The following is a 13,143-nucleotide window of genomic DNA, read 5'->3' on the forward strand; positions in this document are numbered from 1 at the left end:
TTTACAGCTTGTCCTGCAATTCCACTTTGTTTTTGACGCCTTTATTGACCAGATAGGTCGGGTAATAGCCGGACAGCACATCGGCCACGTTTTCTGCTGTCTTGCGCTTAAGTTCTGTTTCCGCTTCCACCGAATAAAATGCGGAGTGAGGGTTCAGGATGACATTGTCCATATCAAGCAGCGGATTGTCAGCGGCAATCGGTTCTGTTTCCAAAACATCAAGCCCGGCGCCGGCAATTTCTCCTGCCTGCAGCGCTTCGATCAATGCCTGCTCATCGATGATCGGCCCGCGAGCCGTGTTGATGATGAACGCTTCTTTCTTCATCATAGCGAATTCTTTTCGGCTTATCATCTTTTCCGTATGCGCATTGAGCGGCACGTGGACAGAAAGGTAATCTGACCGTTTGCACAGTTCTTCAAGCGTAACGAGTTCCACGCCTTGTGCAGCCGCCACTTCCGGTGCCACAAACGGATCGTAGGCAATGACGTTCAAATCAAAAGCCTTCGCTTTTCTAGCGACTGTCTGTGGGATATTGCCGAAACCGACAAGTCCAAGCGTTTTCCCTTGAAGGCGGTAGATCGGCACAGCGACTTTAAAGTCCCATTTGCCGTTTTTCACCGCGTTGTTCAGGAGCGTCACTTTGCGTGCCAGTGACAATAGCAACGCCATCGCGTGGTTTGATACTTCATCGAGGCAATAATCGGTAACATTGCCAACGATGATGCCCTTTTCCGTCGCAGCATCCACATCGATCGTGTTGAAGCCGACGCCGTAACGGGAAATGACTTTGCAGTTATCGAGCTGTTCGATGACTTTGCGTGAGATCGGTGCGTACTGGTTGATCAAGGCATCGGCATCTTTGCACGCAGCGATGACATCATCTTCCGTTTTGCATTGCTCGAAAGTAAGTTTGATGCCGAGCTTATCAAGCACGGCTTCTTCCGGTGCAAATGTGCTGTATTCATAGTCAGTAACGACCACTTTGAATGGGCTCATGGGGTTCTCTCCTTTAAGGTGTATAAACAATAAATTTAAGTAACCGATATTCCGCAAAACAGCTTGCTTGCCTGGGGGCTCGCGCCGAGCTAACTCGGTCTCGTTTCACTTCGCCCGAGTGGATCTCGACACTTCGCTTGGTCCCCTGGGCGTCTTCGCTGTTTTGCTCCATATCTTATAGACTCTCTTCACCAAAGTTAATCCTTCAGCGATGGCGCGGCTCAGGACGGGGCGTAGCAATAAGACGAGTGGTCTTCTCGGCTTATTGCGGGAGCTTAGTCCAAAGCGCCGAAGCGTTGTGTACTAGATGACTCTTTGATTTAAATTAGTATTTACCACTCAGCAATAGAACCGTCTTTATGGCGCCATACCGGGTTTTTCCAGTTGTGGCCGATTTTCGCCTGTGCGCGGACAAAGTCTTCATTGATGGAAATACCGAGACCAGCGTTTTGCAGCATGTCGACATAGCCATCTTTGTATTCGAAGACTGTTTTGTCGTTCAGGTAATCGAGAAGGTCACTGCCCTGGTTGTAATGAATGCCGAGGCTCTGTTCCTGAATAAAGACGTTATGCGATGTGGCATCGACCTGCAGGCAGGAAGCCAGTGCAATCGGGCCAAGCGGACAATGCGGCGCAACCGCTACATCGTAAGCTTCCGCCATCGCGAATATTTTTTTGCATTCCGTGATACCGCCGGCATGCGACAGATCCGGCTGGATGATATCGACATAGCCGTCTGACAGGATCTTTTTAAAATCCCATTTCGAGAACATGCGCTCACCCGTAGCGATCGGAATATTGGTAATATGTGCGATTTCACGAAGCGCTTCATTGTTTTCCGGCAGAACCGGCTCTTCGATGAACATCGGACGGAATTGCTCGAGTTCTTTGACGAGGATTTTTGCCATCGGTTTATGTACACGGCCGTGGAAATCGATGCCGATGCCGACATATTTGCCGACTGCATCACGAACAGCCGCAATACGTTCAACTGCCTGATCGACTTTTTCGTATGAATCGATGTACTGCAACTCTTCCGTACCGTTCATCTTCACTGCGCTGAATCCGGCTGCTACAGCTTCTTTTGCTGCAGTGCCGACATCGTTCGGACGGTCTCCCCCGATCCATGAGTAGACACGGACTGAATCGCGGACTGCTCCGCCCATCAATTCTGAAATCGGTGCATTGTGGTATTTCCCTTTGATGTCCCACAGTGCCTGATCAATCCCGGCGATGGCACTCATCAAAATCGGGCCTCCGCGGTAAAAGCCTGAACGGTACATCGTCTGCCAAAGGTCTTCAATGCGGCGCGGGTCTTTGCCGATCAGGTAATCGCCCAGTTCATGGACAGCGGCTTCCACTGTAGCGGCGCGCCCTTCAACAACTGGCTCTCCCCAGCCGACAATGCCTTCGTCGGTTTCGATTTTTAAAAACAGCCATCTCGGCGGAACGATAAATGTTTCCAGCTTGGTGATTTTCATAAATAAAACCCTCGTTTCTTTTTGTTGAATAACTTCTTAATTGTTTATAGTTTTCCGTTATTAAATGAAATCGCTCCAGGCGGACGCTTTCCGCGGGGAGTGGCCTGAGCCTCCTCGGTCGTTGCACTCCCTGCGGGGTCTCAGGACTCACTCTTATTCCCGCTGGAGTCGCCGCCTTGCGCTCTTTCATTGAGATTCGGTTGAAATATTAGCTTTTCTCCTTAGAAATGAAACTTAAGTGAGCTCTCTTATTAATTAACGTTGACGCAACGTTAGTAATTAATAAATAGAGCCTCTACAGAGATATGGAGCAAAACAGCGAAGACGCCTGCGGGACCAGCGAAGTGCTGAGCTAACTCGGGCGTTAAGCCCGAGTTAGCTCAGCGCAAGCCAAGAGTTGGCCGAAGGTAGTTCGGCCAACTCTTGGCGACGAAGCTAGCGCAGCGATGCAGGAGCACGGGTTTTGGCAAGCGAGCTGTTTTGCGGAATATCGGTTCGAAACAAATATAAAATTTCAACTAACGCCCAAAAGCGCTTGTCGCAGCGCTTTTAACTTCTTGCATATTTAATTTTTTCGATGAATTGACGAGACAGGTCGGTCAATACTTCATAGCGTTCTTCAGCGATTGCTTTGCTGTCGACAAGGGAGCCGCCAGCTCCGACTGCCACGGCACCGTTCTTGATGAACGTTTCGACATTGTCGAGCGTTACGCCGCCTGTTGGCATCATCGGGATGTGGCTGAGCGGGCCTTGCAGGTCTTTGATGTAAGCTTCCCCAAGTGCGGCACCCGGGAAGATTTTCAACAGGTCGGCACCTGCAGAATAGGCATTGACGATTTCAGTGGGCGTCATGACGCCAGGGATGGAAATGCGCCCGTAGCGGTTCGCCATCTGGATCGTTTCGATATCGAAGCTCGGGCAGAAAATGAAATCCGAGCCGGCATCGATGGCCATTTTAGCAGATGGTGCGTCGAGAACGGTTCCAGCGCCGACAAGGACGCGATCACCGAATTTTTCTTTCAGTTCGCGGATCATGCCGAGTGCACCCGGTGTATCCAATGTGATTTCAAGAGCACCGGTGCCCCCTTCGACAAGCGCTTCCGCGATATGGTGAATTTGTGATTGTTTGGGTTTACGGATGACTGCGATGAGGCCTGATTCTTTTAGGCGAATAAGGTTTTCCCACTTTTTCATGGCTGTTTCCTCCTCGATTTAGCGTTTTACGTCACGGTTTGCACCGGCGGGTTTCATGAAGCGTTCGACTGCTTCAAATGTCGGCAGCCCTTCGATGTCCCCGCTGACTCCCACGACCATTGCGCCTATTGCATTAGCGCGGCGGACAGTTTGTTCCATTGGTTCTTCACTCAGAAGACCGCTGATGACCCCTGCAGCAAAGCCGTCTCCGGCGCCGACAGGATCGACAATACGATCCACAGAGAAACCTTCAACATAAACTTTCAGATTATTTGAATACAGATAGGCACCTTTGTCACCCAGTTTGATGACAATGATTTTGTCGCTGTCTCCGGCGAGTGCTTTCGCTACTGCTTCAACGTCCGTTTCCCCGGTCATCAGCTGGCCTTCATCGAGTCCTGGCAGAATCACATCTGCGTTGGCAGCGATTTCGTTGAAAGTTTTTTTGGCCTGTTCAGCACTCCATAGTTTAAGGCGCAGATTCGGATCAAAGACGATCATCGTACCGTTGCGTTTTGCGATTTCAATCGCTTCCATAACAGTTGCGAGCGCTGAATCGCTGAGCGCCGGCGTGATGCCGCTGATATGCAGGATGCGTGCGGCAGCGATTGCGCCGGCGTCCAATTCAACCGGCTGCATCAAGCTCGCGGCAGAGCCTTTTCGGTAATAATAGACATTCATATCTTCCGGTGATAATTGTTCTTTGAACAGCAGGCCCGTCGGCGCTTCATCTGTCAGAAGACAAGAAGAAACGTCGACGCCTTCTCCGCGTATGCTTTTCAGCACAAAACGTCCAAACGGGTCATTGCCAAGTTTGCTGAACCAGGTGACGGAATGGCCGAGCCTTGTGAGCCCTATGGCTACGTTCGATTCCGCTCCACCGATTTTTTTGGGAAACTGGTGGATATATTCAAGCGGCAGCATCTGCTCCGGCTGGAACAGCACCATCGTTTCACCAAATGTAAACACTTCTGATTTTTTCATATGGACACAACCTTCTGGAACATATTTCCAAATTTCATTACTCTGGAATAAAGAACATCGTGATAGCCGGAACGAATGTCAGGAATAATAGTGTGACGATCATTGAGATGACAAACGGCATTACTGCGCGGGACAGTGATTCGATCGAAACGCCGGAAATTCCGGATGCGACGAATAAGTTGACCCCTACCGGCGGTGTGAAGAATCCGATTGCCAGGTTGACGACCATCAGGATACCGAAATGCACCGGATCGTAACCGATCTGTACTGCAATCGGCAGCAGGATCGGTGTCAAAATGATGATGGCGGCAAGCGTATCCATGAACATACCCACGACCAGCAATAGCAGCATGATCAACAGTATGATGACGTATTGGTTCGTGGAAATCGACAGCAAAGCATCCGCAATCTGGACAGGGACCTGTTCGATTGTCAAAAGACGCCCGAAAGCATTCGCTGTCCCGACGATGATCAGCACGGTCGCTGTCGTCAACGCGGAATCGATGATGACTTTCGGCAAATCACGGAATTTCAACGCGCGGTAAAGGACCATCGCGGCAAATAAACCGTAGACAACTGCAATAACAGCGGCTTCTGTCGGCGTGAAGTAACCGCCGTAAATACCGCCGAGAATAATGATGGGAATGAGCAATGCCCATTTCGCGTCCCAGAATGCAAGACCGATCTTTTTAAGTGAAGTTTTTTCTTCAAGGCCTTTATAGCCTTTTTTCTTCGAATAGAAATAAGCCCAGGCGATCATTGAAAGGCCGACAAGAATTCCCGGCACGATACCGGCGATGAACAGGTCACCGATAGAAACGCTTCCGGTTACACCATAGATGACCATCGGAATACTTGGCGGGATGATAACCCCGATCGAGCCGGCTGCCGCTACGGTAGCCGTTGCGAATTTAATGTCGTAACCCTGGCGTACCATGGCAGGAATCATGATTCCGCCGATAGCCGCAACTGTTGCGGGACCGGAACCCGAAATGGCAGCAAAGAACATACACGTGATGATCGTTGCGATGGCGAATCCGCCGGTTCTGTTGCCGACCAGCGCGTTTGCTACATTGAAAAGACGTTCGGAAATGCCGCCCTTACCCATGATTTCTCCGGCAAGGATAAAGAATGGCACTGCCATCAATGGAAAGGAATCGACCGATGTGATCAATTCTTTCGCGAGGAATTCAACCGGTAAACTGCCGGTATACATAATTGTGATTAGCGTAGATAAACCGATTGCGATACCGATCGGCACCGTCAGAATCAGCAATAGCGCAAAACTGCCAAATAAGACTGCAATAGTCATTCTATAAACCTCCTAGATGTTTCATTCCGGGCTTACCCTAGTTTTTCGATTTTTTTATCCTGATTCATTTCATGCTTCAGCGCTTTGATGTGTTTCACCAGGTTCTGAATCAGGCGAATCAACGTCAAACCCATGCCGATTGGTGTAGCCAGGTAGATAAGCCCCATCGGAATCTGGTTGGCCGGAGATTTTTGGCCGAATGAAAGTAATTGCATCGCAATATCGAAACCGTACCGGATAACGAAGATGGCAAATGCGATAAACAACAGATTGGCGATGATCGTCAAAATGATTTTGCCTTTATTTTTCAGCATCAACAGCAGGACATCCACTTTGATGTGCCGATCTTTTTTGACACCATAGCTGATGCCGATATAAACGAGCCAGATAAAGCAATAGCGCGCCAGTTCTTCAGTCCAGGATAGCGAGTTGTCGAGTTGTCTCATGACCACTTGCATAAAAATGACCGCAACCATTATCGTGGAAAACAGAACCAATAGCACTTCCTCGATATGCCGGTCTAACCAATGTAGGATTTTCATGTCGGTCTCCTTTATCAATAAGTATTTATATGTTTACAGGGGAGGTGTTTTAAGGAATGTCCATAAATTAAATAGCAAGAAAACGGCTTTGAGGAAAAGTCCTCCCCAAAGCCGTTTGTTATTTATTACTCTGCCAATTCAGCTTCAGCAGCTGCGATTGCATCGTAGACTTCCTGAACTGTTTCTTTACCGATTTGTTCTGCGTACTCGTCAAGGACCGGTTGAACAATTTCAACCATTTCCGCACGTGCTTCAGGAGTTATGTCGTTGTAGTTCATTCCTTCTGCTTTCAACTCTTCAGCATATTCTGCAACAGCTTCACGGTTAAGTTCGCGGTTAAGCGCACCAGCTTCAACAGCTGCTTCTGTTACGATTGTTTGCTGCTCTTCAGTCAATCCATCAAAGAACTCTTTGCTCATCAGGAAGACAAATGGGCTATAGATGTGGTGGGTTGTAGAAACGTAATCCTGAACTTCGTAGAAACCTTGCAGGTAGATTGTCGGGATCGGGTTTTCCTGTCCATCAACAGTACCTTGCTGCATTGCTGTAAACAATTCACCGAATGCCATTGGTGTCGGGTTTGCTCCAAGTGCACTAAAAGCGTCAAGGTGCAAGTCGTTTTCCATTGTACGCAGTTTCAAACCTTCGAAATCTGCTGCAGTTTCGATTGCACGTTCGCTGTTTGTTACATCACGGAATCCATTTTCCCAGTAAGCCAATCCTACCAAGTTTTGATCTTCCAATTTATCAAGGAATTTCTGACCAACTTCGCCGTCCAATACCATATCCGCAACTTCTTCGTTAGGGAATAGGAACGGGAAATCAAATACGCTGTATTCTGGTACAAAGTTAGCGATTGGTGCTGTAGAAGGAATTGTTACTTCCTGTGAACCAAGTTGCAAAGCTTCAGTCATTCCACGGTCATCGCCCAATTGGCTGCTGTGGTAAGTTTCAACTTCAATCGCGCCGTCAGTTCTTTCTTCCACGAGTTTTTTCCATTCCAATAATGCCAAATACTGTGGGTGTGAATCGTTAAGGCCGATACCAGCGCGGATTGTTTTCGTTTCGCCTGAACCTTCGCTTCCGCCTTCGTTTCCAGAACCTTCAGATGCGTCATCGTTGCCGCCTCCGCATGCTGCAAGAACTAATACCATCATTGCCAATACGAGTAAAGAAAAAATCTTTTTCATGTCAGTCTCCCCTTTTTCATGTTTTATTTTGATGAAAATTTGTAAATAAATTTATGTTGTGGAACTTGTGTAACCGAATTTATTTTTTGACGACTTCGTGGCCGCCGAATTCATTGCGAAGCGCTGCTACGACTTTACCGGTAAAGGTATCGTCTTCCTGTGAGCGGTAGCGCATAAGAAGTGACATCGTGATGACCGGAGCCGGAACCTGCAGATCAAGCGCAGTTTCAACAGTCCATTTCCCTTCGCCTGAAGAGTTCATAACGCCGCGGATTTCTTCCAGTTTCGGATCTTTCGAAAATGCGTTTTCGACCAATTCCATCAGCCATGAGCGGATGACGGAACCGTTGTTCCAGACTTTCGCCACGCCTTCCAGGTCATAATCGTAATTGCTTTTCTCAAGGATATCGAAGCCTTCAGCCATTGCCTGCATCATGCCGTATTCGATGCCGTTGTGGATCATCTTAAGAAAATGTCCGCTGCCGAGTTCGCCTGTGTAGAAGTAACCGTTTTCGACAGACACACTTTTGATGACAGGTTCGATGATCTTGAATGCTTCCGGATCGCCGCCGATCATGGTACAGATTCCTTCACGTGCACCGGAAACTCCGCCGCTCGTTCCACAATCCATGAAGTGGATGCCGTTTTCCTTGAGGCTTTCGCCCAGTCTCACCGATTCTTTGAAATTGGAGTTTCCTCCATCAATGAGGATGTCCCCTTCGTCAAGAAGCGGTTTTAATGTCGCGACGACATTTTCCGTAATCTCACCGTGCGGCACCAGCATCATAAGAACGCGGGGTTTTTCCAGTTGTTGAACAACTTCTTCCAATGTATAAGCGCCAATCGCGCCATCGCTTGCGATTTTATCAACTTGTTCACGGTTTGCGTCGTGTGCGACAACTTCATGGCCATTGTCCATCATGTTTAATGCCAGGTTATAGCCCATCTTGCCGACGCCGATCATCGCTAACTTCATAAGGTGTAACCCCTTTCTTTTCACTTCAGAAAACTTTATGGCGCCCGTCAAACTCTATAACAGGCAGCTGCCGAATTCAAGAAGTTTTTTATTATTTTTTTGCTGTTTTAATGAATTACCTGCCGAGCCAGCCTCCGTCAACCGGAATCGTGATTCCGTGGAGATAATCTGATGCGGCTGAAGCAAGAAATACTGCCGCTCCCTGCATATCTTCCGGTTTGCCCCAGCGTCCTGCCGGTATGCGTTCCAGAATCTGCCGATTGCGTGTTTCGTCCGCCAGCAATGCGGTATTCATCTCCGTGTCCATGTAACCCGGAGCGATCGCATTGACGTTGACGCCGCGATGCGCCCATTCGTTGGCCAGTGATTTTGTGAACTGGATCACGGCCCCTTTGCTTGCCGCGTAAGCCGGCACCCGAAGACCACCTTGATAGGACAGCAGAGAAGCCAAGTTAATGATCTTGCCTTTGCCGTTTTCCAGCATATGCGCCCCGAATGTCTGGCACATGAAGAATGAAGCATTTGCGTTAACATCCATTACGAAATCCCAGTCTTCTTTTGGAAACTCGGTGGAATCATGGCGTTTCTGTACTCCGGCGTTATTGACAAGGATATCGATGCTTCCCGTCAACTCGGTGCAGCGCTCCAGCAATTCACCGTATTGCTTAAAGTTCAGCAAATCGAACTCGACTTTCGCCGCTTTCACTCCAAGTTTCCGAAGCTCTTCGAGAACTTCTTCATCAATCTTTCTTGCAACAACAACGACATTCGCACCCGCTCTCGCAAGTCCCAAGGAAATTTCTTTCCCAAGTCCCCTGTTGCCGCCGGTAATGACCGCGGTTTTTCCTGTCAGTTCAAAAAGTGATTGAGTGATGATGAAAACCCCGCTTTCTATTCTCTTGCAAAATATACTGCAGAAATAAATTCCGCTGTTATCCAGTTAATAAAGCTCTACTATTAATCAGGTATTCCGTGGAAAATTAAAAGTTAAAAAGAAGAATGTAAACCCTTCCATAAACTTCATTATAAAGCGCGCGGAAATTATTTCAACCATTATTTTAAATTATCGAAAAATGTTTTATTTATTCCCTGCTTCATTACGGAATTTAGTTCCATCGAATCCGCTTACTATAGGAAGAACTATGTGAATGCGGTGATATAAGGCGGGAGTTTGGCATGTTCGCTTCCCAGGTCGGAAAAGTATAACCCTCTTCTCCCTGCCACTTTTTTTATCCAAATTAAAAAAGCGATAAACTTTTCGGAGACGAAAAGCTTGCCGCTTCCTATCGATTCAAATCATTTTTACCCGCAGCCATCCGCGTACGCTGTTGATGAACCAGATCGCATCAAAGTCCCCCAGCTCATCCTTCAGGATGATCCTCTCTATTATTTCCCCCGCATCAAGAAGTTGCTGGCGGAACGTTCCCGGCAACAAGCCGCAGCTCACCGGCGGCGTGTAGAATTGACCGGCTCGTTCCACGACGAGATTGCCGATTGCAAACTCCGTGAGTTCTCCTTTTTCATTCCATAATAGAACGGAAAAAGTTTCCGGGGGCATCATTTCATCAGCCTTTTCATACATTTGCCGGTGCGTTGTTTTGTGAAACAGGAACGCATTGCCGCTGTCGACCGGCGAGGGGGCAAGCACACAAGGAACAGGCTCTGTAATCACTGCCGTTTCCTGCGCTTCAAGACTAACCTTCCCGCCATGGTCGAGCAGCAGGCGCACTTTGTAAACGCCTGCTGGAAATTCATCCGCTATCTTCCGGAGCTCCGCTTCAATTACCTCATGATTTGCCGAATATTTAAAATAAACAGCGGAATCCATTATACGCTTCATATGATAATCCAATAACGGATAGCTGCCGTTTTCCAGCTTCAACGATTCCAACAGCTGGAATTCCGGTCGGCGAGCGGTCAGCACTTCGGCTTTCGTCTGCAGCTCCTGAAATTCACCTTCCGAAGTCGAATCCCAAGTCACACCTCCACCGACGCCGTAACGCGCAATTCCGTTTTCATTGTCGATCATGACCGTCCGGATCGGCACATTGAACACTGCATTTTTATCCGGCGTTATGTAGCCGATCGCGCCGCAATAGACTTCACGCGGCGTCGCTTCCAGTTCCGCGATTGTTTTCATCGTACTGATCTTCGGTGCACCTGTAATCGAGCCGCACGGGAATAAAGCCTTGAACCAGTCGGAAATCGTCAGTCCCGGTGCAAGTTCCGCTCTAATTGTCGACGTCATCTGGTGAACGGTCGGGTAGGTTTCCACTTCGAATAGCTTGTCGACTTTTACGGTACCTTTATTGGCAAGGCGGCTCATGTCGTTGCGCAGGAGGTCGACAATCATCAGATTTTCCGCCCGTTCTTTATCAGATGCGAGCAATTCGGACATCCGCGTTTTGTCTTCTTCAAGTGTCCGGCCTCTCGCCGCTGTGCCTTTCATCGGCTTAGTGGTGAGGCGGCCATTGTCCACCCGGAAAAAAAGTTCTGGCGAAGCTGAGAGGATGCTGAAATTCCCGATGTTCAAATAGGCTCCATAGTCTGCCTGCTGATTGCGTGCAAGCTGGCGGTAAAACGCTGAGTCGCTGCCACTGAAATCTGCGCGCAGCCGCTCCGTGTAATTGACTTGATAGGTATGCCCTTCTTCGATGGTCTGTTTGATTTGTTTAATGCCTTCTTTATAAGCTCCTGGCGAACCAGCCATTTTCCAGTTCCCCACTGAATATGCTTCAGATTTCGGCACATCTTCAGCAATCGCGGTCGGCTGTTCGAAAATCCCGAACCATATTAAGGGCAGCACCCCGATTTCACGGGTTTTCATTTCCGGCTGAAAAGCAGGTGCCGCTTCATAAGATACGAACCCCGCCGCATAAAAGCCCTGATCCACCGCCTCCTCGACCTTTTTCATGATCGCAGGAACTTCACCGAGCTCACGGGTTTGGAGAACTTGGATCGGATCGGCAAAAGTGAGAGGTTCGATTTCGCCGTACTGATTGCGAAATTCAAAAAGAAGATAAGGTTTCTTCATCCAACGCCCCTCCTTTCTTGGCTGCTTGCCATGCTTTCGCCTGGCCGAAAGAATTTTTCAGCATCTGAAATCCATCAAGCGTCAAAATGGATTCGGGGTGAAATTGAATTCCAGTGATCGGCAATTCGCGGTGACGCACCGCCATCACCGCACCATCGCTTGTGCTGGCTGTGATTTCAAGACATTCCGGCATAGAAGAGGCCTCCGCTGTCAACGAATGGTAGCGTGTGACTTGTGTAGGCGAAGGAATGTCCGCGAACAACCCTCCCCTATCGTGAGTCATTTCGAATACTTTGCCATGCACGGGCTGGCTCCCTTTTATGATAGTGCCGCCGAAATATTCGACAATCGCCTGATGCCCCAGGCAGACACCAAGAATTGGAACTTCGCCACTCAATTTCTCCAGAATGTCTCTTGTCGCTCCGTCTTCCGTCGGCCTTCCCGGACCAGGCCCCAGAACGATCAAATCAGGTAACAGCCTGCCAATTTCTTCTGCAGTAATTTCTCCATTTTGAAAAATCAGCACTTCTGTATCCAGCTGTTCGAAATAATGAACGAGATTATATGTGAATGAATCATGGTTATCGATAATCAGAATCATGGTACACACCTCTTTAATAAGGATGTCAGGCTGTTCTATTATACGTGTTTTATAAGATAAATTGCATTGTTTCCGTATGGATTTTTGTGACTTGCATATATAAAAAAGTTCTTCCGTCAAAGGAAGAACTTTCACTATGGCATATTTTCATCTCAGTCTTCATCTGTGTCGATTTCTTCGTCTTCATCCAGGCTGTCTGTAGTGGCATCTTCTTCTGTTTCTTCATCACTCTCATCCGGATCGTCTTCATCTTCTATACCTTCCCGGTTAGAATTGTCTTCCTGCTCCTCACCCGGCACTTGATTTTCCTGTTCCATCTGCGGGTCATCCGAATTGCCGCAGCCCGCCAGGACCATGACTGATATAACTGTGCCAGCTCCCACTTTCAGCCATTTATCTTTAACCATCATAAATTCCTCCTTTGGTAGTCTGGACTCCTGATGTATTTCATTTTTATTAATTTATACCCCGTGGTCCTAATAAAAAACAGGAATTTATACAGGACCGCTATTGAATAATTCCTCTAAAAACCCAAAAAAGCTGCGCATACCACTTATTGGCGTGGTAGTGGAGAATTTGAAAGCTTAATAGTTTAGGAACAAAGAAGACCCGCTGGATTTTCAGCGGGTCTCCTTTGGAGTTTTTCGCTTTTCGCTGGCGAAAAGCATCTATATGTGGGGTTGTCAGGAATTTTAGTTTATCAGCGATTCTGGAAGGTTTATCAGCGATTTTCTGTGTTTTATCAGCGATTTTTAACAGTTTATCAGCGATTCTTTTTTTATCGTCGATTTTTTGTGGTTTATCGTCGATTTCTGGTGCTTTATCGTCGATT

At 48.0% G+C, this 13,143-nt stretch carries 12 protein-coding genes; all 12 read right to left on the reverse strand.

Annotated features, from left to right (window positions below; genetic code table 11):
* Position 1 precedes the first annotated feature (1 nt).
* Entirely contained in the window at positions 2-997 is a 996-nt protein-coding gene (locus ACFQ1X_RS13980) for a C-terminal binding protein (RefSeq protein ID WP_144838378.1), read from the reverse strand.
* Between the two features lie 332 nt (positions 998-1,329).
* Complete coding sequence (gene dgoD, locus ACFQ1X_RS13985) at positions 1,330-2,478, reverse strand: galactonate dehydratase (protein WP_144838380.1); 1,149 nt, start codon at positions 2,476-2,478, stop codon at positions 1,330-1,332.
* A 549-nt stretch (positions 2,479-3,027) separates the two neighbouring features.
* On the reverse strand, positions 3,028-3,672 hold the full coding sequence (locus ACFQ1X_RS13990) for a bifunctional 4-hydroxy-2-oxoglutarate aldolase/2-dehydro-3-deoxy-phosphogluconate aldolase (RefSeq protein ID WP_144838382.1): 645 nt from the start codon (positions 3,670-3,672) through the stop codon (positions 3,028-3,030).
* Between the two features lie 18 nt (positions 3,673-3,690).
* Complete coding sequence (locus ACFQ1X_RS13995; protein WP_144838383.1) at positions 3,691-4,656, reverse strand: sugar kinase; 966 nt, start codon at positions 4,654-4,656, stop codon at positions 3,691-3,693.
* 37 nt (positions 4,657-4,693) lie between these two features.
* Positions 4,694-5,968, reverse strand: a complete 1,275-nt coding sequence (locus ACFQ1X_RS14000) for a TRAP transporter large permease (RefSeq protein WP_144838385.1) — start codon at positions 5,966-5,968, stop codon at positions 4,694-4,696.
* Positions 5,969-6,000: 32 nt separating this feature from the next.
* Positions 6,001-6,510 carry a TRAP transporter small permease gene (locus ACFQ1X_RS14005; protein WP_144838387.1) on the reverse strand — a complete coding sequence of 170 codons (510 nt, stop codon included), beginning with the start codon at positions 6,508-6,510 and terminating at the stop codon, positions 6,001-6,003.
* Positions 6,511-6,635: 125 nt separating this feature from the next.
* On the reverse strand, positions 6,636-7,700 hold the full coding sequence (locus ACFQ1X_RS14010; RefSeq protein WP_144838389.1) for a TRAP transporter substrate-binding protein: 1,065 nt from the start codon (positions 7,698-7,700) through the stop codon (positions 6,636-6,638).
* 79 nt (positions 7,701-7,779) lie between these two features.
* The gene (gene gnd / locus ACFQ1X_RS14015) at positions 7,780-8,676 is read right to left on the reverse strand and encodes a phosphogluconate dehydrogenase (NAD(+)-dependent, decarboxylating) (RefSeq protein WP_144838391.1); all 897 of its coding nucleotides are present in this window, start codon (positions 8,674-8,676) and stop codon (positions 7,780-7,782) included.
* Positions 8,677-8,791: 115 nt separating this feature from the next.
* The gene (gene kduD / locus ACFQ1X_RS14020) at positions 8,792-9,550 is read right to left on the reverse strand and encodes a 2-dehydro-3-deoxy-D-gluconate 5-dehydrogenase KduD (protein ID WP_144838393.1); all 759 of its coding nucleotides are present in this window, start codon (positions 9,548-9,550) and stop codon (positions 8,792-8,794) included.
* A 417-nt stretch (positions 9,551-9,967) separates the two neighbouring features.
* Positions 9,968-11,710: an aminodeoxychorismate synthase component I gene (pabB, locus tag ACFQ1X_RS14025; protein ID WP_144838395.1), complete on the reverse strand. Its 1,743-nt coding sequence runs from the start codon at positions 11,708-11,710 to the stop codon at positions 9,968-9,970.
* Positions 11,685-12,311: an anthranilate synthase component II gene (locus ACFQ1X_RS14030; RefSeq protein WP_144838397.1), complete on the reverse strand. Its 627-nt coding sequence runs from the start codon at positions 12,309-12,311 to the stop codon at positions 11,685-11,687. Before ACFQ1X_RS14030 ends, pabB begins: the two co-directional genes overlap by 26 nt.
* A gap of 152 nt (positions 12,312-12,463) precedes the next feature.
* Positions 12,464-12,718, reverse strand: coding sequence for a hypothetical protein (locus tag ACFQ1X_RS14035; protein WP_144838399.1), 255 nt, complete (start codon positions 12,716-12,718; stop codon positions 12,464-12,466).
* Positions 12,719-13,143 lie beyond the last annotated feature (425 nt).

Origin of the sequence: Metaplanococcus flavidus (genome assembly GCF_042675885.1) — a bacterium.
GTDB classification, from domain to species: Bacteria; Bacillota; Bacilli; order Bacillales_A; family Planococcaceae; genus Planococcus; species Planococcus flavidus.

Excerpts from the sequence above, each read along its gene's own strand:
- ACFQ1X_RS13980 (WP_144838378.1), bottom strand. The coding sequence starts at position 997 with ATGAGCCCATTCAAAGTGGTCGTTACTGACTATGAATACAGCACATTT.
- dgoD (WP_144838380.1), bottom strand. The coding sequence starts at position 2,478 with ATGAAAATCACCAAGCTGGAAACATTTATCGTTCCGCCGAGATGGCTG.
- ACFQ1X_RS13990 (WP_144838382.1), bottom strand. The coding sequence starts at position 3,672 with ATGAAAAAGTGGGAAAACCTTATTCGCCTAAAAGAATCAGGCCTCATC.
- ACFQ1X_RS13995 (WP_144838383.1), bottom strand. The coding sequence starts at position 4,656 with ATGAAAAAATCAGAAGTGTTTACATTTGGTGAAACGATGGTGCTGTTC.
- ACFQ1X_RS14000 (WP_144838385.1), bottom strand. The coding sequence starts at position 5,968 with ATGACTATTGCAGTCTTATTTGGCAGTTTTGCGCTATTGCTGATTCTG.
- ACFQ1X_RS14005 (WP_144838387.1), bottom strand. The coding sequence starts at position 6,510 with ATGAAAATCCTACATTGGTTAGACCGGCATATCGAGGAAGTGCTATTG.
- ACFQ1X_RS14010 (WP_144838389.1), bottom strand. The coding sequence starts at position 7,700 with ATGAAAAAGATTTTTTCTTTACTCGTATTGGCAATGATGGTATTAGTT.
- gnd (WP_144838391.1), bottom strand. The coding sequence starts at position 8,676 with ATGAAGTTAGCGATGATCGGCGTCGGCAAGATGGGCTATAACCTGGCA.
- pabB (WP_144838395.1), bottom strand. The coding sequence starts at position 11,710 with ATGAAGAAACCTTATCTTCTTTTTGAATTTCGCAATCAGTACGGCGAA.
- ACFQ1X_RS14030 (WP_144838397.1), bottom strand. The coding sequence starts at position 12,311 with ATGATTCTGATTATCGATAACCATGATTCATTCACATATAATCTCGTT.
- ACFQ1X_RS14035 (WP_144838399.1), bottom strand. The coding sequence starts at position 12,718 with ATGGTTAAAGATAAATGGCTGAAAGTGGGAGCTGGCACAGTTATATCA.